Origin of the sequence: Citrobacter koseri ATCC BAA-895 (assembly GCF_000018045.1) — a bacterium.
Lineage (GTDB): Bacteria > Pseudomonadota > Gammaproteobacteria > Enterobacterales > Enterobacteriaceae > Citrobacter_B > Citrobacter_B koseri.
Genome location: NC_009792.1, coordinates 317845 through 343231 on the forward strand (window position 1 = coordinate 317845; position 25387 = coordinate 343231).

Annotated in this window: 26 protein-coding genes; 22 read left to right on the forward strand and 4 right to left on the reverse strand. The window is 57.5% G+C overall.

Features of this window, described 5'->3' with window-relative positions:
- Window positions 1–14 precede the first annotated feature (14 nt).
- The gene (locus tag CKO_RS01460) at window positions 15–1058 is read left to right on the forward strand and encodes a DUF1176 domain-containing protein (RefSeq protein WP_012131320.1); all 1044 of its coding nucleotides are present in this window, start codon (window positions 15–17) and stop codon (window positions 1056–1058) included.
- A gap of 102 nt (window positions 1059–1160) precedes the next feature.
- Here CKO_RS01460 and tkt read toward each other — a convergent pair whose 3' ends face one another.
- Together tkt and tal are read right to left on the reverse strand one after the other, a co-directional pair.
- The gene (gene tkt / locus CKO_RS01465) at window positions 1161–3155 is read right to left on the reverse strand and encodes a transketolase (RefSeq protein WP_012131322.1); all 1995 of its coding nucleotides are present in this window, start codon (window positions 3153–3155) and stop codon (window positions 1161–1163) included.
- A gap of 20 nt (window positions 3156–3175) precedes the next feature.
- Window positions 3176–4126: a transaldolase gene (gene tal / locus CKO_RS01470; protein ID WP_012131323.1), complete on the reverse strand. Its 951-nt coding sequence runs from the start codon at window positions 4124–4126 to the stop codon at window positions 3176–3178.
- A 278-nt stretch (window positions 4127–4404) separates the two neighbouring features.
- On the opposite strand from tal, the gene maeB reads away from it, so the two are divergent.
- From maeB to eutR, 18 genes are all read left to right on the forward strand, one after another.
- A complete protein-coding gene (gene maeB / locus CKO_RS01475) occupies window positions 4405–6684 on the forward strand; it encodes an NADP-dependent oxaloacetate-decarboxylating malate dehydrogenase (RefSeq protein ID WP_012131325.1) in 2280 nt (759 codons plus the stop codon).
- Between the two features lie 159 nt (window positions 6685–6843).
- Window positions 6844–7179: an ethanolamine utilization microcompartment protein EutS gene (gene eutS / locus CKO_RS01480; protein ID WP_012131326.1), complete on the forward strand. Its 336-nt coding sequence runs from the start codon at window positions 6844–6846 to the stop codon at window positions 7177–7179.
- Window positions 7180–7192: 13 nt separating this feature from the next.
- The gene (gene eutP / locus CKO_RS01485) at window positions 7193–7672 is read left to right on the forward strand and encodes an ethanolamine utilization acetate kinase EutP (protein WP_012131327.1); all 480 of its coding nucleotides are present in this window, start codon (window positions 7193–7195) and stop codon (window positions 7670–7672) included.
- Window positions 7650–8339: an ethanolamine utilization acetate kinase EutQ gene (eutQ, locus tag CKO_RS01490; RefSeq protein ID WP_012131328.1), complete on the forward strand. Its 690-nt coding sequence runs from the start codon at window positions 7650–7652 to the stop codon at window positions 8337–8339. Before eutP ends, eutQ begins: the two co-directional genes overlap by 23 nt.
- Before the next feature lie 9 nt (window positions 8340–8348).
- On the forward strand, window positions 8349–9152 hold the full coding sequence (gene eutT, locus CKO_RS01495; RefSeq protein WP_012131329.1) for an ethanolamine utilization cob(I)yrinic acid a,c-diamide adenosyltransferase EutT: 804 nt from the start codon (window positions 8349–8351) through the stop codon (window positions 9150–9152).
- Window positions 9149–10165 carry a phosphate acetyltransferase gene (gene pta / locus CKO_RS01500; protein ID WP_012131330.1) on the forward strand — a complete coding sequence of 339 codons (1017 nt, stop codon included), beginning with the start codon at window positions 9149–9151 and terminating at the stop codon, window positions 10163–10165. The genes eutT and pta overlap by 4 nt, the downstream gene beginning before the upstream one ends.
- 39 nt (window positions 10166–10204) lie before the next feature.
- Window positions 10205–10495, forward strand: a complete 291-nt coding sequence (gene eutM / locus CKO_RS01505; RefSeq protein ID WP_000387720.1) for an ethanolamine utilization microcompartment protein EutM — start codon at window positions 10205–10207, stop codon at window positions 10493–10495.
- A gap of 144 nt (window positions 10496–10639) precedes the next feature.
- Window positions 10640–10927, forward strand: coding sequence for an ethanolamine utilization microcompartment protein EutN (gene eutN, locus CKO_RS01510; RefSeq protein ID WP_024130131.1), 288 nt, complete (start codon window positions 10640–10642; stop codon window positions 10925–10927).
- Window positions 10928–10938: 11 nt separating this feature from the next.
- Window positions 10939–12342, forward strand: a complete 1404-nt coding sequence (locus tag CKO_RS01515) for an aldehyde dehydrogenase family protein (RefSeq protein WP_012131332.1) — start codon at window positions 10939–10941, stop codon at window positions 12340–12342.
- A gap of 36 nt (window positions 12343–12378) precedes the next feature.
- Window positions 12379–13218, forward strand: coding sequence for an ethanolamine utilization protein EutJ (gene eutJ / locus CKO_RS01520; protein ID WP_012131333.1), 840 nt, complete (start codon window positions 12379–12381; stop codon window positions 13216–13218).
- Window positions 13208–14395, forward strand: coding sequence for an ethanolamine utilization ethanol dehydrogenase EutG (eutG, locus tag CKO_RS01525; RefSeq protein ID WP_012131334.1), 1188 nt, complete (start codon window positions 13208–13210; stop codon window positions 14393–14395). The genes eutJ and eutG overlap by 11 nt, the downstream gene beginning before the upstream one ends.
- Window positions 14396–14518: 123 nt before the next feature.
- On the forward strand, window positions 14519–15745 hold the full coding sequence (eutH, locus tag CKO_RS01530) for an ethanolamine utilization protein EutH (protein ID WP_012131335.1): 1227 nt from the start codon (window positions 14519–14521) through the stop codon (window positions 15743–15745).
- The gene (gene eutA / locus CKO_RS01535) at window positions 15742–17145 is read left to right on the forward strand and encodes an ethanolamine ammonia-lyase reactivating factor EutA (protein WP_012131336.1); all 1404 of its coding nucleotides are present in this window, start codon (window positions 15742–15744) and stop codon (window positions 17143–17145) included. The genes eutH and eutA overlap by 4 nt, the downstream gene beginning before the upstream one ends.
- An 11-nt stretch (window positions 17146–17156) precedes the next feature.
- Complete coding sequence (eutB, locus tag CKO_RS01540) at window positions 17157–18518, forward strand: ethanolamine ammonia-lyase subunit alpha (RefSeq protein ID WP_012131337.1); 1362 nt, start codon at window positions 17157–17159, stop codon at window positions 18516–18518.
- A gap of 20 nt (window positions 18519–18538) precedes the next feature.
- Window positions 18539–19444 carry an ethanolamine ammonia-lyase subunit EutC gene (gene eutC, locus CKO_RS01545; protein ID WP_012131338.1) on the forward strand — a complete coding sequence of 302 codons (906 nt, stop codon included), beginning with the start codon at window positions 18539–18541 and terminating at the stop codon, window positions 19442–19444.
- Window positions 19445–19453: 9 nt separating this feature from the next.
- Window positions 19454–20113 carry an ethanolamine utilization microcompartment protein EutL gene (eutL, locus tag CKO_RS01550; RefSeq protein WP_024130132.1) on the forward strand — a complete coding sequence of 220 codons (660 nt, stop codon included), beginning with the start codon at window positions 19454–19456 and terminating at the stop codon, window positions 20111–20113.
- A gap of 11 nt (window positions 20114–20124) precedes the next feature.
- Window positions 20125–20622 carry an ethanolamine utilization microcompartment protein EutK gene (gene eutK, locus CKO_RS01555; RefSeq protein WP_012131340.1) on the forward strand — a complete coding sequence of 166 codons (498 nt, stop codon included), beginning with the start codon at window positions 20125–20127 and terminating at the stop codon, window positions 20620–20622.
- A 44-nt stretch (window positions 20623–20666) separates the two neighbouring features.
- Window positions 20667–21719, forward strand: a complete 1053-nt coding sequence (gene eutR / locus CKO_RS01560; RefSeq protein ID WP_012131341.1) for an HTH-type transcriptional regulator EutR — start codon at window positions 20667–20669, stop codon at window positions 21717–21719.
- 119 nt (window positions 21720–21838) lie between these two features.
- On the opposite strand, the gene hemF is transcribed toward eutR, so the two are convergent.
- Window positions 21839–22738 carry an oxygen-dependent coproporphyrinogen oxidase gene (gene hemF / locus CKO_RS01565; RefSeq protein WP_012131342.1) on the reverse strand — a complete coding sequence of 300 codons (900 nt, stop codon included), beginning with the start codon at window positions 22736–22738 and terminating at the stop codon, window positions 21839–21841.
- A gap of 2 nt (window positions 22739–22740) precedes the next feature.
- Entirely contained in the window at window positions 22741–23610 is an 870-nt protein-coding gene (amiA, locus tag CKO_RS01570; RefSeq protein ID WP_012131343.1) for an N-acetylmuramoyl-L-alanine amidase AmiA, read from the reverse strand.
- 211 nt (window positions 23611–23821) lie between these two features.
- Here amiA and CKO_RS01575 point away from each other — a divergent pair, with 211 nt between their 5' ends.
- The 3 genes from CKO_RS01575 to CKO_RS01585 are packed head-to-tail and all read left to right on the forward strand — an operon-like array spanning window position 23822 to window position 25319.
- Entirely contained in the window at window positions 23822–24247 is a 426-nt protein-coding gene (locus CKO_RS01575; protein WP_012131345.1) for a GNAT family acetyltransferase, read from the forward strand.
- Entirely contained in the window at window positions 24234–24683 is a 450-nt protein-coding gene (locus tag CKO_RS01580) for a DUF2919 domain-containing protein (RefSeq protein ID WP_012131346.1), read from the forward strand. Before CKO_RS01575 ends, CKO_RS01580 begins: the two co-directional genes overlap by 14 nt.
- Before the next feature lie 60 nt (window positions 24684–24743).
- Window positions 24744–25319, forward strand: a complete 576-nt coding sequence (locus tag CKO_RS01585) for an RpoE-regulated lipoprotein (protein WP_024130133.1) — start codon at window positions 24744–24746, stop codon at window positions 25317–25319.
- Window positions 25320–25387: the final 68 nt, after the last annotated feature.

The window sequence follows — 25387 nt, forward strand, 5'->3', positions numbered from 1 at the left end:
GGGTTGTACCGTCCATGCGCAATCGCGTTATTTTCGTTTTCCTGCTCGGCCTGCTGCCGACGTCGCTGACGTGGGCGGCGCCAGCGCAGCAGACTTTTTCTGACTGGCAGGTCACTTGTAACAATCAGAACTTTTGCGTGGCGCGTAATACCGGCGAACATCGCGGGCTGGTGATGACGTTAAGCCGCAGCGCCGGGGCGCATACCGATGCGGTACTTCGCATTGATTTGGGGGGGCTGACCTCGCCCGGTGCGAAAGAGGCGGAGATTGCGCCGCGTCTGCTGCTGGATGGAAAACCGCTGCCGCTAAATGCCGGGCAATGGCGTATCACGCCCTGGCATCTGATGACGGACGACACCGCCACCATTGCTGCGTTTTTACAGACCATTCAGGAAGCCCAGGCGATTACCCTGAAAAAGGGAAAACAGACGATTTCTCTGGTGGGGCTTAAAGCTGCGCTGTTGTTTATCGACGCACAGCAAAAACGCGTTGGCAGCGAAACGGCGTGGATTGATAAAGGGAATGATCCACCGCTCAGCGTGCCGCCCGCGCCAGCGCTGAAAGGCGTGGCTATCGTCAACCCAACGCCGACGCCGCTCTCTTATGATGAACGCAACGATCTGCTGGATTACGGTAACTGGCGGATGAACGGTATTCACTGCTCGCTTGACCCGATGCGCCGGGAAGTGCGCGTCGCGGCCCTGACCGATGACAAAGCCCTGCTGATGACCGGTTGCGAAGCCGGAGCCTATAATACGGTCGATCTCGCGTGGATTGTCTCACGCAAAAAACCATTCGCTTCCCGCGCCGTACGGTTGCGTTTGCCCTTTAACTCCGGGGCTGAAAGTAATGATATGGAGCTGATGAACGCGGTTTTTGACGAGAAATCCCGGGAATTAATCACGCTGGCAAAAGGGCGTGGGTTGGCCGATTGCGGTATCCAGACGCGCTGGCGTTTTGACGGCCAGCGTTTTCGTTTGGTGCGTTATGCCGAAGAGCCAAGCTGCGATAACTGGCATGGGCCAGATGCCTGGCCCACGTTGTGGATCACACGTTAGGGGCGCCCGGTGGCGCTAACGCTTACCGGGCCTACGGTCCATTTTGTAGGCCGGATAAGACGCATCGCGTCGCCATCCGGCTTCCGACCCACTCATCCATTTTTACGCTTTAAGCACCTTATGCGCTTTTTCGACGATATTCTCGACCGTAAAGCCGAAATAAGGGAATAGTTTTTCGGCCGGGGCCGATTCGCCATATCCCGTCATCCCGACAATCGCGCCTTTCAGCCCGACATATTTGTACCAGTAGTCGGCAATGCCCGCCTCAATCGCCACGCGAGCGGCAACGTTCGACGGCAGCACGGATTCGCGATACGCCTCATCCTGAGCATCAAAAATATCCGTCGAAGGCAGGGACACCACCCGGACGTTATGGCCTTCTCCGGTCAGCTTTTCCGCCGCCAGTAGGGTGATTTCCATTTCAGACCCGGTGGCAATCAGGATCACATCCGGCTTACCGCCGCTGTCTTTCAGCACATAACCACCACGGGCGATCTCCTTCACCTGCTCCGGGGTACGCTCCACCTGCGCCAGATTCTGCCTTGAGAGAATCAGCGCCGTCGGGCCGGTATGGCGCTCAACCGCCAGCTTCCAGCCGACTGCTGCCTCAACCTGATCGCACGGACGCCAGGTGCTGAAATTCGGCGTCAGACGCAGGCTGGCCAGTTGCTCCACGGCCTGGTGCGTCGGCCCATCTTCACCCAGCCCGATAGAGTCGTGGGTATAAACCATGATCTGCCGGGCTTTCATCAACGCCGCCATTCGCGCCGCGTTACGGGCGTATTCCACAAACATCAGGAAGGTCGCGGTGTAAGGCACAAATCCGCCGTGGTGGGCAATGCCGTTGGCAATGGCCGTCATACCAAATTCGCGCACGCCGTAGTGAATGTAATTCCCGGCCGGATCTTCTTTCAGCGACGTCGAACCTTTCCAGATAGTCAGGTTACTGGGCGCGAGATCCGCCGAGCCGCCGAGCAGTTCCGGCAGTATTGGGCCGTAGGCGTTCAGCGTATTTTGCGATGCCTTGCGGGTGGCGATTTTGGCCGGGTTGGCCTGCAATTCAGCAATGTATTTTCGCGTCGTGGTTTCCCAGGACTCTGGCAACTCGCCGCGCATTCGTCGGGTAAACGCTCTTGCCAGATCGGGATACGCTTTCTGATACGCCGCGAACTTCTCCTGCCATGCCTGCTGCGCTTTTTCCCCTTTTTCACGCGCATCCCAGGCACGGTAAATCTCTTTCGGGATCTCAAAAGCAGGGTGATGCCAGCCCAGTTTCTGGCGGGTCAGCGCCACTTCTTCTTCTCCCAGCGCCGCACCGTGAGACTCCTCTTTCCCGGCTTTATTCGGTGAGCCGAAGCCGATTACCGTCCGGCAAATAATCAACGACGGTTTGTCTTTCACACTCTGCGCTTCAAGAATCGCTTTCTTCACGGCTTCGGGATCGTGCCCGTCGATCTCATGCACTACATGCCAGTGATACGCTTCGAACCGTTTGGCGGTATCGTCGGTAAACCAGCCTTCGGTTTCGCCATCAATTGAGATGCCGTTGTGATCGTAGAAGCCGATTAGCTTGCCCAACCCCAGCGTACCCGCCAGCGAGCAGACTTCGTGCGAAATCCCCTCCATCAGGCAGCCATCGCCCATAAAGACATACGTGTAGTGATCGACGATGTCATGATCGGGCTGATTAAACTGCGCGGCCAGCGTGCGTTCGGCAATCGCCAGACCGACGGCGTTCGCCAGTCCCTGACCCAATGGCCCGGTGGTGGTTTCAACGCCTGGCGTATAGCCGATTTCCGGGTGTCCCGGCGTTTTTGAATGGAGCTGACGGAAGTTTTTCAGCTCCTCGATTGGCAGATCGTAGCCGGTCAGGTGCAGCAGGCTGTAGAGCAGCATTGACGCGTGGCCGTTGGAAAGAATAAAGCGATCGCGGTCATACCAGGTGGGGTCGGTTGGGTTGTGGCGGAGAAAATCATTCCACAGCACTTCAGCAATATCCGCCATGCCCATCGGCGCGCCGGGATGACCGGAATTGGCTTTTTGTACGGCATCCATACTGAGCGCACGAATGGCATTGGCAAGGTCTTTTCGGGACATAAATCACTCCGTGGCAAGGTTTACAGTTTGGCGGCGAGCAGGTCTTCCAGTTTGCGTTGGTCAACGGCGAACAGGCGGATACCTTCCGACAGTTTCTCAACGGCCATCGCGTCCTGATTATGTTCCCAGCGGAATTCCGCTTCGGTCATCGGGGTCGGGCGATGGAACGTCTGCGATGACGGCACCAGTTTGCGGATTACCGTCTCTTCTTTTTCTTGTAGCGCTTTCAGTAGGTTGGGAGAAATGGTCAGGCGGTCGCAGCCTGTCAGCGCCAGGATTTGCTCGGTGCGACGGAAACTGGCTCCCATGACGATGGTTTCGTAGCGGTGACGTTTGAAGTAGTCATAGATATTACGTACCGATTTCACCCCCGGATCTTCTTCCACGACGTAGGGGTCCATCGGGCTGTGCGCCTGATACCAGTCATAGATACGCCCGACAAACGGCGAAACCAGAAAAACGCCCGCTTCCGCGCAGGCGCGCGCCTGTGCAAAAGAGAACAGCAGCGTCAGGTTACAGTTGATGCCTTCTTTCTCCAGCTCTTCCGCCGCCCGTATCCCTTCCCAGGTTGACGCGAGCTTAATTAAAATGCGCGATTTTTCCACGCCCTGCTGCTGGTAGAGGTCAACCAGGTGGCGGGCCTTCTGCATACTTTTTTCTTTATCGAAGGATAAGCGTGCATCCACTTCCGTAGAGACCCGTCCGGGGACGATTTTCAGAATTTCCGCACCGAAATTGACGGCCAGTTTATCGCTGGCCTCGGCGACCTGTTGCTCCTGGGTTTTACCGCGTTTCTTGCCCCAGGCGATCGCGTCATCAATCAAATGGCTGTATTGCGCAAGGCCAGCCGCTTTTAGCAGCAGCGAGGGATTGGTGGTGGCGTCCTGAGGCTGATAATGGCGAATGGATTCGATATCGCCGCTGTCTGCCACGACAGTGGTGAATTGTTTGATGCCGTCTAACTGGTTCATAGGAAATACTCCTTGAAAAGTAAAGCGTTAGGTGAGTGCGTTGATTCACACTTCTGAGAAATTCATGCAATACACAACAAAAAAGCATAGCAGACAGGCATGGTAATGCGGGTTTAAGCGGGTAACATGGATGCTATAAATTGATAACAAATTCTTTCTTTGAGTAGTGAGAGTATGGCTACCTTCAAAGTTTATGCCGCGCAGGGAGGTGATAATGTGCGGCGCACCAGAGGTTACCCGCGCCACTTTTTTGATCGATACGTGAAAGGAACAACAAGATGGATGACCAATTAAAACAAAGCGCCCTCGATTTCCACGAATTTCCCGTTCCAGGTAAAATCCAGGTTTCCCCGACCAAGCCCCTTGCCACACAGCGCGATCTGGCGCTGGCCTATTCGCCAGGCGTAGCGGCGCCGTGTCTTGAAATTGAAAAAGACCCGCTGGCGGCTTACAAATACACCGCTCGCGGCAATCTGGTCGCGGTGGTCTCTAACGGAACGGCGGTGCTCGGCCTTGGCAACATCGGCGCGCTGGCCGGTAAACCGGTGATGGAAGGTAAGGGCGTTCTGTTTAAGAAATTCGCGGGCATCGACGTGTTTGATATTGAAGTCGATGAACATAACCCGGATAAATTCATTGATGTCGTTGCCGCGCTGGAGCCGACGTTCGGCGGGATTAACCTCGAAGATATTAAAGCGCCTGAATGTTTCTATATCGAGCAGAAACTGCGTGAGCGCATGAATATTCCGGTATTCCATGATGACCAGCACGGAACGGCGATTATCAGCACCGCCGCTATTCTTAACGGCCTGCGCGTGGTGGAAAAAAATATCTCTGACGTGCGGATGGTGGTTTCCGGGGCAGGGGCGGCGGCAATCGCCTGTATGAACCTGCTGGTGGCGTTGGGGATGCAGAAACACAATATCGTGGTCTGTGACTCGAAAGGCGTTATCTATAAAGATCGCGAACCCAACATGGTGGAGACCAAAGCGGCCTATGCGGTGGTGGATGACGGCAAACGCACGCTGGATGATGTGATCGACGGGGCAGACATTTTCCTGGGCTGTTCCGGCCCGAAAGTGCTGACCCAGGAGATGGTGAAAAAAATGGCGCGTGCGCCGATGATCCTGGCGCTGGCGAACCCGGAGCCGGAAATTCTGCCGCCGCTGGCGAAAGAAGTGCGTTCAGACGCCATCATTTGTACCGGACGTTCCGACTATCCGAACCAGGTCAACAACGTGCTCTGCTTCCCGTTTATCTTCCGTGGCGCGCTGGATGTCGGCGCAACCGCGATCAACGAAGAGATGAAACTGGCGGCGGTACACGCCATTGCTGAACTGGCGCACGCCGAACAAAGTGAAGTGGTCGCTTCCGCCTATGGCGATCAGGACTTGAGCTTCGGCCCGGAATACATCATTCCAAAACCGTTCGACCCGCGCCTGATTGTGAAGATTGCGCCTGCCGTGGCGAAAGCGGCGATGGATTCCGGCGTGGCGACGAGGCCGATCGCTGATTTCGATGCCTACATCGATAAGCTGACCGAATTTGTCTACAAAACCAACCTGTTCATGAAGCCAATCTTCTCTCTGGCCCGTAAAGCGCCGAAGCGCGTAGTGCTGGCGGAAGGGGAAGAGGCGCGTGTCCTGCATGCGACGCAGGAGCTGATTACGTTAGGTCTGGCGAAACCGATCCTGATTGGTCGCCCGAGCGTGATCGAAATGCGTATTCAGAAGCTGGGGCTACAGATCAAATCGGGTGTGGATTTCGAGATCGTCAACAATGAATCCGATCCGCGCTTCAAAGAGTACTGGGGTGAATACTATAAGATCATGAAACGCCGTGGTGTGACGCAGGAACAGGCGCAGCGGGCGGTGATCAGCAATACCACGGTGATTGGCGCGATCATGGTTCTGCGCGGTGAAGCGGATGCGATGATCTGCGGCACCATCGGCGAATACCACGAACACTTCAGCGTGGTGCAGGAACTGTTTGGCTACCGTGAGGGTGTCCACGCGGCGGGGGCGATGAACGCCTTGCTGTTGCCGAGCGGCAACACCTTTATCGCCGACACCTATGTCAATGACGATCCGACGCCGGAGCAACTGGCGGAAATTACGTTAATGGCTGCGGAAACGGTGCGCCGCTTTGGTATTGAGCCGAAGGTGGCGCTGTTGTCGCATTCCAACTTTGGTTCGTCTAAGTCTGTCGCTGCTTGCAAAATGCGTCAGACGCTGGAGTTAGTACGCGAGCGCGCGCCTGAGCTGATGATCGACGGCGAAATGCACGGTGATGCCGCGCTGGTTGAAAGTATTCGCAACGACAGGATGCCGGACAGCCCGCTGAAAGGGGCGGCGAATATTTTAATTATGCCTAACGTGGAGGCCGCGCGTATTAGTTACAACTTACTGCGTGTCTCCAGCTCGGAAGGCGTGACGGTAGGGCCGGTATTGATGGGCGTTGCCAAACCGGTGCATGTATTAACGCCGATCGCTTCTGTTCGCCGTATCGTTAATATGGTGGCGCTGGCGGTGGTCGAAGCGCAAACGCAGCCACTGTAATTTCACTTTAATTCATTCCGGCGCGGGGTTCCCCGCGCTTTTTTATTTCCTCCTTTCTTAGTGATCTACTTCACCTTTTAAATCTGCTTGCCGAATTTTGTTATTTACTCTGACAAAAAATTGCCACGATGAGGTCAGTTTCAGCGGAGGCGGTGAGCAATGGATAAAGAACGCATTATTCAGGAATTTGTGCCGGGGAAACAGGTCACGCTGGCGCATCTGATTGCCCACCCGGGTGAAGAACTGGCGAAAAAGATCGGCGTTCCCGAAGCGGGCGCCATCGGCATCATGACGCTAACGCCAGGGGAAACGGCGATGATCGCGGGCGATTTAGCCATGAAAGCCGCCGATGTTCATATCGGTTTTCTCGATAGATTCAGCGGCGCGCTGGTGATTTATGGCTCCGTTGGCGCCGTCGAGGAAGCCTTATTGCAAACGGTCAGCGGGCTGGGACGCTTATTAAATTTCACGTTGTGCGAATTAACAAAAAGTTAATTGGGGGGCGGTAATGAAACGTATTGCGTTTGTCGGCACCGTTGGCGCGGGGAAAACAACGCTTTTTAACGCCTTGCAGGGAAATTATTCCCTCGCCCGAAAAACACAAGCCGTGGAATTTAATGACAACGGCGATATCGATACGCCGGGAGAATATTTTAGCCATCCTCGCTGGTATCACGCCTTAATTACCACGCTACAGGATGTGGATACGCTGATTTATGTACATGCGGCAAATGACCGCGAAAGTCGCTTACCCGCCGGGTTATTGGATATTGGCGCCAGTAAACGACACATCGCCGTCATCAGCAAAACGGACATGCCGGATGCCGACGTCGCCGCCGCGCGACAGCTACTGAGCGGGCTGGGATTTCAGGAGCCGATTTTCGAGCTCAACAGCCATGACCCGCAAAGTGTGCAGCACCTGGTGGATTATCTGGCAGCACTCACCGAACAGGAGGAAGGCGCAGGTGAAGAAACTCATCACAGCTAACGATATTCGTGCGGCTCACGCACGCGGCGAACAGGAAATGTCGGTTGTTCTGCGCGCCAGCATCATTACCCCGGAAGCCCGCGAAGTTGCGGAACTGCTGGACTTCACGATCGTGGAATGCGACGAATCGGCACCGGCTGTCGCGCCGGTGGAAGACGCGAAAACCGAAAGTCAGCGCATTCGTGAAACCATTATCGCGCAACTGCCGGAAGGGCAATTTACCGAAAGCCTGGTCGCGCAACTGATGGACAAAGTGATGAAGGAAAAACAGTCGCTGGAGCAGGCTGACATGCAGCCGGGCTTTAAGTCGGTCACTGGCAAGGGCGGCGTAAAAGTGATCGACGGCAGCAGCGTGAAGTTTGGTCGCTTCGACGGCGCGCAGCCCCACTGCGTCGGCTTAACGGATTTGGTCACCGACAAGGACGGCAGCAGCATGGCAGCCGGGTTCATGCAGTGGGATAACGCGTTTTTCCCGTGGACGCTGAACTACGACGAGATCGATATGGTACTGGAGGGCGAACTGCATGTGCGTCATGAAGGCGAAACCATGATCGCGAAAGCCGGGGACGTGATGTTTATCCCGAAAGGCTCCAGCATTGAGTTTGGCACACCGTCGACCGTGCGCTTCTTATACGTTGCCTGGCCTGCGAACTGGCAGTCCTGCTAAGGCGGATGTATGAAGGATTTCATTACCGAAGCATGGCTCAGAGCGAATCATACGCTCAGCGAAGGGGCGGAGATCCATCTTCCCGCTGACGCTCGCCTGACGCCATCTGCCCGGGAATTGCTGGAAAGCCGCCATTTGCGCATCAAGTTTCTGGATGAGCAAGGCCGTCTTTTTGTCGATGACGATGAGCAGCAATTACAGCCGGTGCACGGTTTGACCAGCAGCGATACGCACCCTAAGGCGTGCTGCGAACTGTGTCGCCAGCCGGTGGCAAAAAAGCCCGATACGCTGACCCACCTGACCGCCGACAAAATGGTTGCGAAAAGCGATCCGCGCCTGGGATTTCGCGCCGCGCTGGACAGCACCATCGCGCTGGTGGTGTGGCTGCAAATTGAGTTGCCGGAGCAGTGGCAACCCTGGCTTGCTGACATTCGTTCCCGCCTGGGCAACATCATGCGTGCCGATGCGATGGATGAACCGCTGGCCGCGCAGGCCATTGTGGGGCTAAACGAGGACGAATTGCATCGTCTGTCCCATCAGCCGCTGCGCTATCTCGATCACGATCATCTGGTGCCGGAAGCCAGCCACGGCCGCGATGCCGCGCTGCTGAATTTGCTGCGTACCAAAGTGCGTGAGACGGAAGTCGTGGCCGCTCAGGTCTTTATCACCCGCAATTTTGACGTGCTGCGCCCGGATCTTCTACAGGCGTTGAACCGCCTCTCCAGTACGGTCTACGTGATGATGATTTTGTGCGTGACGAAGCATCCGCTCACCGTCAGCCAGATTCAACAGCGACTGGGAGGGGAGCAATGATCATTGAACGTTGCCGCGAACAGGCCTTACGCGCGCCCGCCAGGGTGGTCTTCCCGGATGCGCTGGATGTCCGTGTCCTGAAGGCGGCGCACTATCTGCAACGGCATGGTCTGGCGCGACCGGTTCTTGTCACCAGCCCGTTTGCGCTACGCCAGTTTGCGCTCACTCACCGTATCGCGATGGATGGCATTCAGGTGATTGACCCACAGAGCAATCTGTCTATGCGCGAGGTGTTCGCCGGGCGCTGGCTGGCGCGGGCGGGAGAGAAAACACCGCCGGATGCGCTGGAAAAACTGAACGACCCGCTGATGTTCGCCGCCGCGATGGTGAGCGCAGGTCATGCCGATGTGTGCATTGCCGGCAACCTCTCTTCGACAGCGAACGTGCTACGGGCAGGGCTACGCCTGATCGGTTTGCAGCCGGGCTGCAAAACGCTGTCGTCGATCTTCCTGATGCTGCCGCAGTACACCGGGCAGGCGCTGGGATTCGCCGATTGCAGCGTGGTGCCGCAACCCACGGCGGCGCAACTGGCGGATATCGCCATCGCCAGCGCGCAGACCTGGCGAACCATTACTGGAGAGGAGCCTCGGGTCGCCATGCTGTCGTTCTCCAGTCATGGCAGCGCGCGTCACCCCAATGTCGCCAATGTGCAGCAGGCGACAGAGATCGTTCGTGAGCGCGCGCCGGATTTGATTGTTGACGGCGAGTTGCAGTTCGACGCCGCTTTTGTCCCGGACGTCGCCGCGCAAAAAGCGCCCGCCAGTCCGTTACAGGGCAAAGCCAATGTGATGGTCTTTCCGTCACTGGAAGCGGGCAACATTGGCTACAAAATCGCCCAGCGTCTGGGAGGATATCGCGCCGTTGGGCCGCTGATTCAGGGGCTTGCCGCACCGCTTCACGATCTCTCCCGAGGCTGTAGCGTACAGGAAATTATCGAACTGGCGTTGGTGGCAGCAGTGCCGCGCCAGACTGACGTGAGTCGTGAACACGACTCGCAAACACTGGTTGTATAAAGGTCCCGTCTGGACCCCCTTACCGAAGAGGAAAACACAATGGAAGCATTAGGAATGATTGAAACCCGGGGCCTGGTTGCACTGATTGAGGCCTCTGATGCGATGGTTAAAGCAGCACGCGTGAAACTGGTTGGCGTGAAGCAGATTGGCGGCGGTCTGGTCACCGCGATGGTGCGTGGCGATGTGGCAGCGTGCAAAGCCGCTACTGATGCCGGCGCCGCAGCGGCGCAGCGCATTGGCGAACTGGTTTCCGTACACGTCATTCCGCGCCCGCACGGCGATCTGGAAGAGGTGTTCCCGATCAGCTTCAAAGGTGACAGCAATATCTAAGCTGGATGGCTACGTCTGATCGTGTAGGCCGGAGAAGACGCAAACGCGTCGCCATCCGGCAATGAGATGGCATCGATGCCGGATGGCGCCTCGCTTATCCGGCCTACAGTTTCGGCACGCAACACACAACACATGGAGGCGGGTATGAAGCTGGCAGTCGTCACAGGACAAATTGTTTGTACGGTGCGCCATGAAGGACTCGCGCATGACAAATTGCTGATGGTGAAAATGATTGATGCCGAAGGGAATCCCGACGGGCAGTGCGCCGTTGCAATCGACAGCATTGGGGCGGGAACCGGGGAGTGGGTGCTGCTGGTTAGCGGCAGTTCTGCCCGCCAGGCGCATCGGAGCGAATCCTCACCTGTCGATCTGTGCGTGATTGGTATTGTCGATGAAGTGGTGGCTGGCGGGAAAGTCGTTTTCCATAAATAGGACTGAACATCATGAATCAACAGGATATTGAACAGGTGGTAAAAGCGGTATTGCTGAAAATGAAAGACAGCAGTCAACCTGCCGCCGCCGTTCATGAAATGGGCGTCTTTGCCTCCCTGGATGACGCCGTTGCCGCAGCGAAAGTGGCTCAGCAGGGGCTGAAGAGCGTGGCCATGCGCCAGCTCGCTATTCATGCGATACGTGAGGCGGGTGAAAAGCACGCCAGAGAACTGGCGGAACTTGCCGTGTCAGAAACCGGCATGGGACGCGTCGAAGATAAATTAGCGAAAAACGTGGCGCAGGCGCGCGGTACGCCGGGCGTGGAATGCCTCTCGCCGCAGGTACTGACCGGCGATAACGGTCTGACCTTAATTGAAAATGCGCCGTGGGGGGTTGTGGCGTCGGTCACGCCGTCCACCAATCCGGCGGCAACCGTGATTAACAACGCCATTAGCCTGATTGCCGCAGGCAACAGCGTGGTCTTTGCGCCGCATCCGGCGGCGAAAAAGGTTTCTCAGCGCGCCATTACGCTGCTTAACCAGGCGGTTGTTGCCGCTGGCGGCCCGGCTAACCTGCTGGTGACCGTTGCGAACCCGGATATCGAAACCGCCCAGCGCCTCTTTAAATATCCCGGTATCGGCCTGCTGGTGGTGACCGGCGGCGAAGCGGTCGTCGAGGCCGCGCGTAAACACACCAACAAACGTCTGATTGCCGCAGGCGCCGGGAACCCGCCGGTGGTGGTGGATGAAACCGCTGACCTGGCGCGCGCCGCGCAGTCCATCGTCAAAGGCGCATCCTTCGATAACAACATCATTTGCGCCGACGAGAAGGTGCTGATTGTTGTCGATAGCGTTGCCGATGAACTGATGCGCCTGATGGAAGGGCAGCATGCGGTGAAACTCACCGCCGCACAGGCCGAACAGCTTCAGCCGGTATTGCTGAAAAATATCGACGAGCGTGGCAAAGGAACGGTCAGCCGCGACTGGGTTGGGCGTGACGCCGCCAAAATCGCCGCCGCGATTGGGCTGACGGTGCCGGAGCAAACGCGCTTGCTGTTTGTGGAAACGCCTGCCACGCACCCGTTCGCGGTCACGGAACTGATGATGCCGGTACTGCCGGTGGTGCGGGTTGCCAACGTAGAAGAGGCCATTGAGCTGGCGGTCACGCTGGAAGGCGGTTGCCACCATACGGCGGCGATGCACTCGCGCAACATCGACAACATGAACCGGATGGCAAACGCCATTGATACCAGCATCTTCGTCAAGAACGGACCGTGCATCGCCGGGCTGGGTCTGGGCGGCGAAGGCTGGACCACCATGACCATTACTACGCCAACCGGGGAAGGGGTGACCAGCGCGCGCACCTTCGTGCGTCTGCGTCGCTGCGTGTTGGTGGATGCGTTTCGCATCGTCTGATACCGGCCCAGCAGACTGTCTATAAGGAGAAAAGAGATGGCGCACGATGAACAACGTTGGCTGACGCCGAGACTCCAGAAAGCCGCTGAGCTGTGTAATCAGCATCCCGTCGCCAGCGATTCGCCGCTGTGGCTGGGTATTGATTTAGGGACGTGCGATGTGGTGTCGATGGTTGTCGACCGCGACGCGCAGCCAGTCGCCGTTTGTCTGGACTGGGCTGACGTCGTGCGTGACGGCATCGTCTGGGACTTCTTCGGCGCCGTCACCATCGTGCGTCGCCATCTCGACACGCTCGAACGCCAGCTTGGCTGCCAGTTCACCCACGCGGCGACCTCATTTCCGCCAGGCACCGACCCGCGTATCTCCATCAATGTTCTGGAATCCGCCGGGCTGGAGGTCAGTCATGTGCTGGATGAGCCGACCGCTGTGGCGGATCTGCTGCGACTGGATAACGCGGGCGTGGTGGATATCGGCGGCGGTACGACGGGGATCGCCATTGTGAAGCAGGGCAAGGTGACTTACTCCGCTGATGAAGCGACCGGCGGACACCATATTTCCCTGACGCTGGCCGGAAACCGCCGCATCGAACTGGAAGACGCTGAGCAGTTCAAGCGCAGCAACGCCCGGGAGATTTGGCCGGTGGTAAAACCGGTATACGAAAAGATGGCGGAGATTGTTGCCCGGCATATCGAAGGGCAAGGTATAGCCGATCTGTGGCTGGCGGGCGGCTCCTGTATGCAACCGGGCGTGGATGAGCTATTCCGTAAACGCTTCCCGGAACTGCGGGTGCATTTACCTGAACACAGCCTGTTTATGACGCCGCTGGCGATTGCCAACAGCGGGAAAGAAAAAGCGGAGGGGATCTATGCAAAGTGAATTGCAGACCGCGCTCTTTCAGGCATTCGATACCCTGAATCTGCAACGGATAAAAACGTTCAGCGTTCCGCCCGTCACGCTGTGCGGCCTGGGGGCGCTCAGCGCCTGCGGGCAGGAAGCGCAAACGCGCGGGCTGACGCATCTGTTTGTCATGGTTGACAGTTTTCTGCATCAGGCAGGGATGACCGCCGGGCTTGAACGGAGTCTGGCGATGAAAGGCGTGGCGATGAGCATCTGGCCCTGCCCGGTGGGAGAACCTTCCATCACTGACGTTTGCGCGGCGGTCGCGCAGCTGCGCGAATCAAAATGTGACGGCGTGGTGGCGTTTGGCGGCGGCTCGGTGCTGGATGCGGCAAAAGCCGTAGCGCTGCTCTTTACCAACCCAGGGCAGACGCTGGCGGATATGACGGCGCAGAGCGTACTGCGCCCGCGTCTGCCGCTGATTGCCGTGCCGACGACGGCGGGGACGGGGTCGGAAACCACCAACGTGACGGTGATTATTGATGCGGTAAGCGGGCGCAAGCAGGTTCTGGCGCATGCCTCGCTGATGCCGGACGTCGCCATTCTGGATGCGGCGCTGACGGAAGGGGTGCCTTCTCACGTAACGGCGATGACCGGGATTGACGCGCTGACCCATGCGGTTGAGGCGTATAGCGCTCTGAATGCCACGCCGTTTACCGACAGCCTGGCGATTGGCGCTATTGCGATGATCGGCAAGTCGCTGCCGAAAGCGGTGGGGAACGGGCATGACATGGCGGCGCGGGAAAACATGCTGCTGGCGTCCTGCATGGCGGGGATGGCCTTTTCCAGCGCGGGGCTGGGGCTGTGTCATGCGATGGCGCACCAGCCGGGCGCGACGCTGCATATTCCGCATGGCCAGGCGAACAGTATGTTGCTGCCGACGGTGATGGGATTTAACCGCATGGTGTGTCGCGAACGGTTCAGCCATATCGGTCGGGCGTTACTCAACAAGAAAGCGGACGATCGCGACGCGATCGGCGCAGTTAGCGAACTGATTATTGAAACCGGGCTGACAAAACGCCTCGCCGATGTTGGCGCGACGTCCGCGCATTACAGCGCGTGGGCGCAAGGCGCGCTGGAAGATATTTGTATTCGCAGTAACCCACGAACCGCCACACAGGAACAGATTATCGACCTGTACGCGGCGGCACAATAAAGCATACCAGGATGTAGGCCCGATAAGGCGTTCGCGCCGCCATCCGGCAAAAACGCGGCACTATTGCCTGATGGCGCTGCGCTTATCAGGCCTACGAAACACCTGGCAAATGGAGATAGGGCTATGGGAATTAATGAAATCATCATGTACATCATGATGTTCTTTATGCTGATTGCCGCCGTGGACAGGATCCTGTCGCAGTTTGGCGGTTCGGCGCGTTTTCTCGGTAAATTCGGTAAGAGCATCGAGGGGTCGGGCGGTCAGTTTGAAGAAGGTTTTATGGCGATGGGCGCGCTGGGGCTGGCGATGGTCGGTATGACCGCCCTGGCGCCGGTGCTGGCGAAGCTGCTCGGGCCGGTGATTATCCCGCTGTATGAAATGCTCGGCGCGAACCCGTCGATGTTCGCCGGAACGCTGCTGGCCTGCGATATGGGCGGCTTCTTCCTCGCCAAAGAACTGGCGGGCGGCGATGTGGCGGCATGGCTGTACTCCGGCCTGATCCTGGGTGCGATGATGGGGCCGACGATTGTCTTCTCCATTCCGGTGGCGCTCGGCATTATCGAGCCGTCCGACCGCCGCTACCTGGCGCTGGGCGTGCTGGCGGGAATTGTCACCATTCCCATTGGCTGTATCGCCGGTGGTTTAGTGGCGATGTACTCCGGCGTGGAGATCAACGGGCAACCGGTGGAGTTTACCTTCGCGCTGATCCTGATGAACATGATCCCGGTGATCATCGTTGCGGTGCTGGTTGCGCTGGGGCTGAAATTTATCCCGGAGAAAATGATCAGCGGTTTCCAGATCTTCGCTAAATTCCTGGTGGCGTTGATCACCATTGGTCTGGCGGCTGCGGTGATTAAATTCCTGCTGGGATGGGAGCTGATCCCAGGCCTCGACCCGATCTTCATGTCCCCTGGCGACCAGCCTGGCGAAGTGATGCGCGCCATTGAAGTGATCGGCTCTATCTCCTGCGTTCTGCTCGGCGCCTATCCGATGGTGCTTCTGCTGACCCGCTGGTTTGAAAAACCGCTGATGCGCGTTGGCGGCCTGTTAAAAATCAACAATATGGCGGCAGGCGGCATGGTCGCGACGCTGGCGAACAATATTCCGATGTTCGGCATGATGAAGCAGATGGATACCCGCGGCAAAGTGATCAACTGCGCCTTCGCGGTCTCCGCTGCCTTTGCGCTGGGTGACCACTTAGGCTTTGCGGCCGCCAACATGAACGCGATGATCTTCCCGATGATTGTCGGCAAGCTGATCGGCGGCGTGACAGCGATTGGCGTGGCGATGATGCTGGTGCCCAAAGATGAAGATGTTCCGGTAGAAACGGAAGTGGAGGCGCAGTCGTGAACACTCGCCAGCTACTGAGCGTCGGTATCGATATCGGCACTACCACCACTCAGGTGATCTTCTCACGCCTTGAGCTGGTTAACCGTGCGGCAGTGTCGCAGGTGCCGCGCTACGAATTTATCAAACGTGAAATTAGCTGGCAAAGCCCGGTCTTTTTTACCCCTGTGGATAAGCAGGGCGGATTGAAAGAGGCCGAACTTAAGGCGCTGATTCTGGCTCAGTATCAGGCGGCGGGGATTGCGCCGGAGACGGTGGATTCCGGGGCGATCATCATTACCGGCGAAAGCGCGAAGACCCGCAATGCGCGTCCGGCAGTGATGGCGCTGTCGCAGTCTCTCGGCGATTTTGTCGTCGCCAGCGCCGGGCCGCATCTGGAATCGGTGATTGCCGGGCACGGCGCGGGGGCGCAGACCCTGTCTGAACAGCGCTTGTGTCGCGTGCTCAACATCGACATCGGTGGCGGCACCTCGAACTATGTTCTGTTTGACGCCGGAAAAGTGAGCGGCTCCGCCTGTCTGAACGTGGGCGGCAGATTGCTGGAAACGGACGGCCAGGGGCGGGTGGTACATGCGCATAAACCGGGGCAGATGATCGTTGAGGCGGTGTTCGGCGCGGGCACTGACGCCCGCTCGCTCAACGCCACGCAGCTGGCGCAGGTTGTGCGGCGGATGGCGGATTTGATTGTCGAAATCATTGACGGCGAGCCTTCGCCGCTGGCGCAGGCGCTGATGCAAACCGGATTACTGCCCGCAGGGGTGAAACCGGAGGTGATCACCCTTTCCGGTGGCGTCGGGGAGTGCTACCGCAATCAGCCTGCCGATCCGTTCTGCTTTTCTGATGTCGGCCCGCTGCTGGCGACGGCGCTGCATGAGCACCCGCGCCTGCGTGAGATGAACGTGCAGTTCCCGACGCAAACCGTGCGCGCCACGGTGATTGGCGCGGGGGCGCACACGCTGTCGCTGTCCGGCAGCACCATCTGGCTGGAGGGGGTTGCGCTTCCGCTGCGCAACCTGCCGGTGGCGATTCCACAAGATGAAAACGAACTGGTGGCCGCCTGGGAACAGGCGCTGACTCAGCTCGATCTCGACCCTGGCACTGACGCATACGTGCTGGCGCTTCCCGCCCGGCTTCCGGTGCGCTACGCGGCATTACTCACGGTCATCGACGCGCTGCTGGCGTTTACCGCGCGTTTTCCCAATCCGCATCCCCTGCTGGTGGTGGCCGAGCAGGACTTTGGCAAAGCCCTGGGCATGTTATTGCGCCCACAGTTACAGCAACACCCGCTGGCGGTCATTGACGAAGTGAGCGTCCGGGCGGGGGACTATATCGACATTGGTACGCCTCTTTTTGGCGGATCGGTTGTGCCGGTGACGGTGAAATCACTCGCATTTCCTTCCTGAGGGAACGACTTATGAAACTAAAGACCACATTGTTCGGCAATGTTTATCAGTTTAAGGATGTAAAAGAGGTGCTGGCAAAAGCCAACGAACTGCGTTCGGGGGATGTGCTGGCAGGTGTTGCGGCTGAAAGCTCACAGGAGCGCGTTGCCGCGAAACAGGTGTTGTCGGAAATGTCGGTGGCGGATATTCGCAACAACCCGGTGATTTCCTATGAAGAGGACTGCGTGACGCGTCTGATTCAGGACGACGTCAATGAAACGGCCTATAACCGCATTAAAAACTGGAGCATCAGTGAGCTGCGCGAATATGTGCTGAGTGATGAAACGTCCGTCGATGACATTGCGTTTACGCGTAAAGGGCTGACTTCGGAAGTGGTGGCGGCGGTCGCGAAGATCTGCTCCAACGCCGACCTGATCTACGGTGGTAAGAAGATGCCGGTGATCAAAAAGGCCAATACCACCATCGGTATTCCGGGCACCTTTAGCTGCCGTTTGCAGCCGAACGATACCCGTGACGATGTACAGAGTATCGCCGCGCAAATCTATGAAGGGCTCTCTTTCGGGGCGGGCGATGCGGTGATTGGCGTTAACCCGGTAACGGACGACGTGGAAAACTTAAGCCGCGTGCTGGATACCGTGTACGGGGTGATCGACAAGTTCAATATTCCGACGCAGGGCTGCGTGCTGGCGCACGTCACCACTCAGATTGAAGCCATTCGGCGCGGTGCGCCGGGCGGGCTGATTTTCCAGAGTATTTGCGGCAGCGAAAAAGGATTAAAAGAGTTCGGCGTGGAGCTGGCGATGCTGGATGAAGCGCGTGCGGTCGGCGCGGAGTTCAACCGTATCGCCGGGGAAAACTGCCTGTACTTTGAAACCGGGCAGGGGTCTGCGCTTTCGGCTGGAGCCAACTTCGGCGCCGACCAGGTGACGATGGAAGCGCGTAACTACGGCCTGGCGCGGCACTACGATCCGTTCCTGGTGAATACGGTGGTCGGTTTTATCGGGCCGGAGTATCTCTACAACGACCGGCAGATTATTCGCGCTGGTCTGGAAGATCACTTTATGGGCAAGCTGAGCGGCATCTCAATGGGCTGCGACTGCTGCTACACCAACCACGCCGACGCCGATCAGAACCTCAACGAAAACCTGATGATTCTGCTCGCCACCGCAGGCTGTAACTACATTATGGGCATGCCGCTCGGCGACGACATCATGCTCAACTACCAGACCACCGCATTCCACGATACCGCAACGGTACGTCAGTTACTCAACCTGCGTCCGTCGCCGGAGTTTGAGCGCTGGCTGGAAACGATGGGCATTATGGAAAACGGTCGCCTGACCAAGCGGGCGGGCGATCCGTCACTGTTCTTCTGATGACGCGGGGATGACATACGATGGATCAAAAACAGATTGAAGAAATTGTACGCAGTGTAATGGCGTCAATGGGCGAGTCGCAGCCGCAGGCCCCCGCAGAATCCGCGCCAGCCTGTAGCGCTAAACAATGTGCCGCACCTTCAGCGCCTTCAGCGGCGGAAAGCTGCGCGCTGGATTTAGGTTCGGCTGAGGCGAAAGCCTGGGTAGGCGTGGAGAATCCGCATCGCGCAGATGTTTTGGCCGAACTGCGCCGCAGCACCGCTGCGCGCGTGTGTACCGGTCGCGCCGGCCCACGTCCGCGCACCCTGGCGCTGTTGCGCTTCCTGGCGGATCACTCTCGTTCGAAAGATACCGTTCTGAAAGAGGTGCCGGAAGAGTGGGTGAAAGCACAGGGGCTGCTGGAAGTGCGTTCGGAAATCAGCGATAAAAACCTCTACCTGACCCGCCCGGATATGGGGCGTCGTCTGAGTCAGGAGGCCATTGACGCGCTGAAAGCGCAGTGTGTCGCCAGCCCGGATGTCCAGGTGGTGATTTCCGATGGTTTATCGACGGATGCGATTACCGCCAACTACGAAGAGATCCTGCCGCCGCTGCTCTCTGGCCTGAAACAGGCGGGGCTGAAAGTCGGGACGCCGTTCTTTGTACGTTATGGCCGCGTGAAGATTGAAGATCAGATCGGCGAAATTCTTGGCGCGAAAGTGGTGATTCTGCTGGTGGGCGAGCGTCCTGGCTTAGGTCAGTCGGAAAGCCTCTCCTGCTATGCGGTTTACTCACCACGGGTGGCAACCACCGTTGAAGCGGATCGTACCTGTATTTCGAATATTCACCAGGGCGGCACGCCGCCGGTTGAAGCCGCAGCGGTAATTGTGGATTTGGCGAAACGTATGCTGGAGCAGAAAGCATCCGGCATCAATATGACCCGTTAAGGAGGCAACATGCCAGCATTAGATTTGATTCGACCGTCGGTCACCGCAATGCGCGTGATTGCCTCGGTGAATGACGGTTTCGCGCGTGAGCTTAAATTACCGTCACATATACGTAGCCTCGGTCTCATCACGGCAGACTCTGATGACGTAACGTATATTGCGGCAGACGAAGCGACAAAACAGGCGATGGTGGAAGTGGTGTATGGCCGTTCACTGTATGCCGGAGCGGCCCACGGGCCGTCGCCGACGGCCGGTGAAGTTTTGATTATGTTGGGCGGCCCGAACCCGGCGGAAGTGCGGGCGGGTCTGGATGCGATGGTGGCGCATATTGAAGGCGGCGCAGCGTTCCAGTGGGCCAACGATGCGGAAGATATAGCATTCCTGGCGCATGTGGTTTCGCGTACCGGGTCTTATCTCTCATCAACCTCAGGCATCGCGCTGGGCGATCCTATCGCTTATCTGGTGGCGCCGCCGCTGGAAGCGACGTTTGGCATTGATGCGGCGATGAAATCCGCCGATGTCCAACTGGTGACCTACGTGCCGCCGCCGTCAGAAACCAACTACTCTGCGGCGTTTTTAACGGGGAGCCAGGCCGCCTGTAAAGCCGCCTGCAACGCCTTTACCGATGCCGTTCTGGATATTGCCCGTAATCCCGTCCAGCGCGCGTAAGAGAGGTAGCGATGATCAATGCACTGGGATTACTGGAAGTGGATGGCATGGTTGCCGCCGTTGATGCGGCGGACGCCATGCTGAAAGCCGCCAATGTGCGATTGCTCAGCCACGAAGTGCTCGATCCCGGCAGGCTGACGCTGGTGGTGGAGGGCGATCTGGCGGCGTGTCGCGCGGCGCTGGATGCCGGAAGCGCCGCAGCACAACGCACGGGCCGTGTTATCAGCCGCAAAGAAATTGGGCGGCCGGAAGACGACACCCAGTGGCTGATCGGCGGCTTTAAGCGCCAGCCAACGAAAGTCGGAAAGACGCCAGATGCGCCTGTTACCTCTGAATCCTCAGAAGCGCTGTTGGCGTTATTAGCATCAGTACGTCAGGGAATGACGGCAGGGGAGGTGGCCGCGCATTTTGGCTGGTCACTGGAGCGCGCCAGAAATGCGCTGGAGCAACTCTTTTCTGACGGGGCGTTGCGTAAACGCAGTAGTCGCTATCGTCTGAAGAAAGTATAACCTGTCGGAGGTGCCGGGGACGTTGCGCCCCGGCTTTGAAGATCATGAAAAAGACTCGTACAGCAAACTTGCACCATCTTTATCATGAAGCGTTACCCGAAGACGTTAAACTTACGCCTCTGGTTGAGGTGGATAATGTTCACCAGCGGCTGACAACGGACGTCTATGAACACGCCCTGACGATAACCGCCTGGCAGCAGATTTACGATCAGCTGCATCCCGGTAAATTTCATGGGGAATTCACGGAAATCCTGCTGGATGAAATTCAGGTGTTCCGTGAGTACACCGGTCTGGCGCTGCGTCAGTCTTGCCTGGTCTGGCCGAACTCCTTCTGGTTCGGTATTCCGGCAACGCGCGGCGAGCAAGGTTTTATCGGCACGCAGTGCATTGGCAGCGCGGAGATCGCCACCCGTCCGGGCGGGACGGAGTTTGAACTGAGCACGCCGGATGATTACACCATCCTCGGCGTGGTTATCTCGGAGGAGGTGCTTACCCGGCAGGCCAATTTCCTGCATCACCCGGAAAGGGTGCTGCATATGCTGCGTAACCAGTCTGCGCTGGAGGTGAAAGAGCAGCATAAAGCGGCGCTGTGGGGCTTTGTCCAGCAGGCGCTGGCGACGTTCAGCGAGAACCCGGAAAACCTGCATCAGCATGCGGTGCGTAAAGTGCTGGGGGATAACCTGCTGCTGGCGATGGGGACGATGCTGGAAGAAGCGCAGCCGATTATAACGGCAGAAAGCGTCAGCCATCAGAGCTATCGAAAATTGCTGTCCCGTGCGCGGGAATACGTGCTGGAGAATATGTCGGAGCCGCTGACGGTACTCGATCTGTGCAATCAGCTGCACGTCAGCCGCCGCACGTTGCAAAACGCGTTTCACGCGATTCTGGGGATTGGCCCGAACGCGTGGCTGAAGCGGATTCGATTAAACGCGGTGCGAAGGGAGCTGATCAGTCCGTGGTCGCAAAGTTCGACGGTCAAAGAGGCGGCAATGCAGTGGGGGTTCTGGCATCTGGGGCAGTTCGCAACCGATTACCAGCAGCTGTTTGCCGAAAAACCGTCGCTGACGCTGCATCAGCGTATGCGTCAGTGGATGTGATGACATTATTGTGCCGGATGCGACGCTTTGCGTCTTATCCGGCCTACGGGGCGCTACCGTTGTAGTTGTAGGCCGGATAAGGCGTTAGCCGTCACCAGGCAAAAACGCGGCCAGGTAAATTACACCCAGTCGCGGACTTTGATAAATTCGCTCAGCGCCGCTTCTGGGCTGCCCTCTTCCGGCTGCCAGTCGTACTCCCAGCGCACCAGCGGCGGCATCGACATCAAAATGGACTCGGTGCGTCCGCCCGTTTGCAGGCCAAACAGCGTGCCGCGATCCCACACCAGATTAAACTCCACATAGCGGCCCCGGCGATAAAGCTGGAAATGACGCTCGCGCTCGCCCCAGACCATTGCTTTACGCCGCTCGACAATTGGCAGAAAAGCATCGGTATAGCCTTTGCCTACCGCCTGCATAAAGCGAAAGCAGCTGTCGAAATCAGGCGTGTTCAGATCGTCGAAGAAAAGCCCGCCAATGCCGCGCTGCTCATCGCGATGCTTCAGGAAAAAGTAATCGTCGCACCATTTTTTATAGCGCGGATAGACGTCCTCGCCGTAGGGCTGGCACAGATCCCGCGCCGTGCGGTGCCAGTGAATGGCATCCTCTTCAAACGCGTAATAGGGCGTCAGGTCGAAACCGCCGCCAAACCACCAGACCGGCTCCGCGCCGGGCTTCTCCGCAATAAAAAAGCGAACATTGGCATGGCTGGTTGGAATGTACGGGTTCAACGGATGCACCACCAGCGATACGCCCATCGCTTCAAAACTGCGCCCAGCCAGCTCCGGGCGGTGTGCCGTCGCGGAGGCGGGCATCGCGTCGCCGTGAACATGGGAGAAATTTACCCCAGCCTGCTCAAAGACGCCGCCGTTACGCAGTACCCGGCTGCGCCCGCCGCCACCCGCGTCGCGCTGCCAGCTGTCTTCAACAAAATCAGCGCCATCAACGGCGGCTAACTGCTGGCAAATATCATCCTGAAGGCTGAGCAGGAACTGTTTTACGCGTTGTGCATCGGGTTTCATGATTACCGTTTCTTCGAGTGTGCTTTCTGGTTATCAAACCAGTGGAAATAACTGATCACGCCATTGGCTATCGCGGTGGCGATTTTCTGCCGGAATGCGGTGGTGCCTAACAGACGCTCCTCTTCCGGGTTGGTGATAAATGAGGTTTCTACCAGTACGGAGGGAATTGACGGTGATTTTAGCACCACAAACGCCGCCTGTTCCGTATTGCGACTGTGCAGACGATGCACTGGCTTGATCTTCTTAAGAATATGCGATCCCAGCGTCAGGCTGTTTTTGATGGTGTCGGTTTGCACCAGATCGAACAATACCTGCTGCAACAGATGATCTTTATCGGTCGCTTTTTTCCCCGCGACTTCATCGGCGCGGTTTTCACGGTCGGAGAGGTATTTCGCCATGGCGCTACTGGCGCCGCGATTAGAAAGCGCAAAGACTGAGGCCCCTGCGGCGCTGGGGTTGGTAAAGCCATCTGCGTGGATGGACATAAACAGATCCGCGCCGTGCTTGTGGGCGATTTCCACGCGATCGTACAGGGGAATAAAGGTGTCGCCCGTGCGTGTCAGGCGCGCATCAATCCCCTGGTTGCGCAAAATCGCGCGCACGTTTTTGGCGATCTCCAGCACGACGTGTTTTTCCTTCGAACCGTTGCGACCAATCGCGCCGGTGTCGATACCGCCGTGGCCGGGGTCGAGAACAACAATGCGTCTGGCGCCTGCTTTTTTGGCCTTCGGTTTGCTGTGACCATTACCGGTCTTTAGCGCTTCTTCTTTAGCGATGGCGTGCGACATGCCCGACAGCGTCAGAGCCGCCAGCCCGGCTTTCAGCACCTGGCGGCGCGATGTGAGAGTTTTTAAGGGTTTAAAAGTGCTCATACAGCCTGAGTTGTGAAAATTGAGTTCCAGATGTTATATCGTATCGCGTAATCCGTTACGACTGTTCGTGATGAGAATTGTTTTACTTTTCATTTCAATACGTGACAATCCGTCATTATGCCATTTTTTTCGCCGTTTCGCGTCAGATATTGGCTAAATCAGTCGTTCGCGCCATAATCGGAGTTTTAACCTTGAAAAGGGTCTCAATACCATGGAGATACGCGTTTTTCGCCAGGAAGATTTCGAAGAGGTGATCACCCTCTGGGAGCGCTGCGATTTGCTGCGTCCGTGGAACGATCCTGAAATGGATATCGAACGTAAGCTGAACCATGACGTCAGCTTGTTCCTGGTCGCTGAGGTGAATGGCGAGGTGGTCGGTACGGTCATGGGCGGCTATGACGGCCATCGGGGTTCTGCCTATTATCTTGGCGTACACCCGGAGTTTCGCGGTCGTGGCATCGCCAATGCGCTGTTGAACCGGCTGGAGAAAAAGCTCATTGCTCGCGGCTGCCCGAAAATCCAAATCATGGTGCGGGAAGACAACGACATTGTACTGGGCATGTACGAGCGCCTGGGTTATGAACATTCGGACGCGTTAAGTCTGGGCAAGCGTCTGATTGAAGATGAAGAGTACTGAGTTTCATCCTGCTGACTACGACGGTCATGGGCGCTTGCGCCTGCCTTTTCTGTTCTGGTGCGTGCTGCTGCTTCAGGCGCGTACCTGGGTGCTGTTTGTGATTGCTGGCTCCTCCCGCGAGCAGGGCGATACGCTGCTGAATCTGTTTTATCCCGATCACGATACGTTCTGGCTGGGGTTGTTGCCCGGCGTCCCGGCGGTACTGGCGTTTTTACTGAGCGGGCGGCGCGACGCTTTCCCGGTGCTGTGGCGCGGGCTGCGCGGCTTGTTGATTCTGGCGCAGGGCGTTCTGCTCTGCTGGCAACCGGTGCTGTGGCTGTATGGTGAACCGGTAAACGGCATCGGGCTGGCGCTGGTGGTGGCCGATATTGTCGCGCTTATCTGGTTGCTCTCTAACCGCCGTTTACGCGCCTGCTTTGCGCCGGCAAAAGAATAACGGCACTTTTTGGCGAAACCGGACTCCAAACAACGTTGATTAATAAAGAAAGGAAGTGAGATGAAATCGCTGCGTTTGATTTTATGCGCAATGCCGCTGGTGCTGAGCGGCTGTTCAACCCTCTCGTCGGTGAACTGGTCTGCTGCGAATCCGTGGAACTGGTTTGGCTCGTCGACAGAGGTCACTGAGCAGGGCGTTGGGGCATTAACTGCGTCCACGCCGCTGGATGAAAAAGCGATTACTGACGCGCTGGATGGCGACTATCGCCTGCGTAGCGGAATGAAAACCCAGAACGGCAACGTGGTGCGTTTTTTTGAAGCGATGAAAGAGGACAAGGTTGCGCTGGTTATCAATGGCGACCAGGGAACCATCAGCCGTATTGATGTGCTGGACAGCGATATTCCATCGCAGGCAGGCGTCGAAATCGGTACGCCGTTTAGCGACCTTTACAGCAAAGCCTTCGGTAACTGCCAGAAAGCGACGGGCGATGACAGCGCGTCGGTCGAGTGTAAAGCACAAGACAGTCAACATATTAGCTATCTGTTCTCCGGCGAGTGGAACGGCCCGGAAGGGTTAATGCCTCCTGACGACACGCTGAAAAACTGGAAAGTGAGCAAAATCATCTGGCGCCGTTAATTTGCGTCTGAACAAACCGCCTCGCTGAAAAAACGGGTACAATACGCCCATCAATGCCACGCAGCCGT

Bases quoted from the DNA above. Each gene is read 5' to 3' on its own strand.
- eutS (WP_012131326.1), top strand. From the start codon at position 6,844: ATGGATAAAGAACGCATTATTCAGGAATTTGTGCCGGGGAAACAGGTC.
- maeB (WP_012131325.1), top strand. From the start codon at position 4,405: ATGGATGACCAATTAAAACAAAGCGCCCTCGATTTCCACGAATTTCCC.
- CKO_RS01580 (WP_012131346.1), top strand. From the start codon at position 24,234: ATGAAGAGTACTGAGTTTCATCCTGCTGACTACGACGGTCATGGGCGC.
- hemF (WP_012131342.1), bottom strand. From the start codon at position 22,738: ATGAAACCCGATGCACAACGCGTAAAACAGTTCCTGCTCAGCCTTCAG.
- tal (WP_012131323.1), bottom strand. From the start codon at position 4,126: ATGAACCAGTTAGACGGCATCAAACAATTCACCACTGTCGTGGCAGAC.
- amiA (WP_012131343.1), bottom strand. From the start codon at position 23,610: ATGAGCACTTTTAAACCCTTAAAAACTCTCACATCGCGCCGCCAGGTG.
- eutC (WP_012131338.1), top strand. From the start codon at position 18,539: ATGGATCAAAAACAGATTGAAGAAATTGTACGCAGTGTAATGGCGTCA.
- eutL (WP_024130132.1), top strand. From the start codon at position 19,454: ATGCCAGCATTAGATTTGATTCGACCGTCGGTCACCGCAATGCGCGTG.
- pta (WP_012131330.1), top strand. From the start codon at position 9,149: ATGATCATTGAACGTTGCCGCGAACAGGCCTTACGCGCGCCCGCCAGG.
- eutG (WP_012131334.1), top strand. From the start codon at position 13,208: ATGCAAAGTGAATTGCAGACCGCGCTCTTTCAGGCATTCGATACCCTG.
- eutT (WP_012131329.1), top strand. From the start codon at position 8,349: ATGAAGGATTTCATTACCGAAGCATGGCTCAGAGCGAATCATACGCTC.
- eutM (WP_000387720.1), top strand. From the start codon at position 10,205: ATGGAAGCATTAGGAATGATTGAAACCCGGGGCCTGGTTGCACTGATT.
- eutJ (WP_012131333.1), top strand. From the start codon at position 12,379: ATGGCGCACGATGAACAACGTTGGCTGACGCCGAGACTCCAGAAAGCC.
- eutK (WP_012131340.1), top strand. From the start codon at position 20,125: ATGATCAATGCACTGGGATTACTGGAAGTGGATGGCATGGTTGCCGCC.
- tkt (WP_012131322.1), bottom strand. From the start codon at position 3,155: ATGTCCCGAAAAGACCTTGCCAATGCCATTCGTGCGCTCAGTATGGAT.
- eutR (WP_012131341.1), top strand. From the start codon at position 20,667: ATGAAAAAGACTCGTACAGCAAACTTGCACCATCTTTATCATGAAGCG.
- CKO_RS01515 (WP_012131332.1), top strand. From the start codon at position 10,939: ATGAATCAACAGGATATTGAACAGGTGGTAAAAGCGGTATTGCTGAAA.
- CKO_RS01575 (WP_012131345.1), top strand. From the start codon at position 23,822: ATGGAGATACGCGTTTTTCGCCAGGAAGATTTCGAAGAGGTGATCACC.
- eutP (WP_012131327.1), top strand. From the start codon at position 7,193: ATGAAACGTATTGCGTTTGTCGGCACCGTTGGCGCGGGGAAAACAACG.
- CKO_RS01585 (WP_024130133.1), top strand. From the start codon at position 24,744: ATGAAATCGCTGCGTTTGATTTTATGCGCAATGCCGCTGGTGCTGAGC.
- CKO_RS01460 (WP_012131320.1), top strand. From the start codon at position 15: ATGCGCAATCGCGTTATTTTCGTTTTCCTGCTCGGCCTGCTGCCGACG.
- eutN (WP_024130131.1), top strand. From the start codon at position 10,640: ATGAAGCTGGCAGTCGTCACAGGACAAATTGTTTGTACGGTGCGCCAT.
- eutB (WP_012131337.1), top strand. From the start codon at position 17,157: ATGAAACTAAAGACCACATTGTTCGGCAATGTTTATCAGTTTAAGGAT.
- eutH (WP_012131335.1), top strand. From the start codon at position 14,519: ATGGGAATTAATGAAATCATCATGTACATCATGATGTTCTTTATGCTG.